The following is a 477-nucleotide window of genomic DNA, read 5'->3' as shown; positions in this document are numbered from 1 at the left end:
CCCAGTTTCTCGGAAAGCCAGAAAAGATGCTTGCCAATCTCTTCGTCCGGTACCGAATCGAGCGCATCACTCAGTAAGGTTTTTTCGTCTTCCTGCCAGGGATGACCGGCTCGCGGAAAACGCGGATCAGGCTGGCGGTCTTTTTTCTCCCTTTTTTCCCGTCTGGCAACGGTCGGCGCATCGCCTTTTTTCAAGCCGACGCGCGCTTTCATGGCGCCGATAGCGGCGACGGCCAGTACCAGCGTTTCACGCTCCTGGCGCGTGAGCAGGCTGTCCTCGCAAATCAGGGTGTTCAGGTTATCGATCAGCTTATTCAGCCCGGGTTCAGTGACTTTCATTTTATGCTCATATTCCTTGTGTGGTGGCGATCAGTCCCGGCTCTCATTCACCTGGACGGTGACCGGCAGGCCTGCATCAAAACAGGTCTGATACCAGCTGGCCACCTGAAGGGGATCGCCCTCTTTTATCCGGCGTATG

General features: G+C 56.0%; 1 protein-coding gene. It reads right to left on the bottom strand.

What is annotated here, in order from left to right; genetic code table 11:
• On the bottom strand, nt 1-338 hold a 338-nt coding region (locus tag HMPREF9538_RS29395), incomplete at its 3' end, for a hypothetical protein (RefSeq protein ID WP_009484302.1).
• Nucleotides 339-477: the final 139 nt, after the last annotated feature.

Origin of the sequence: Klebsiella sp. MS 92-3 (assembly GCF_000195655.1) — a bacterium.
GTDB classification, from domain to species: Bacteria; Pseudomonadota; Gammaproteobacteria; order Enterobacterales; family Enterobacteriaceae; genus Klebsiella; species Klebsiella pneumoniae.
The sequence above is the reverse complement of the archived record's forward strand: the minus strand, read 5'-3'. Positions and strand labels throughout refer to the sequence as shown.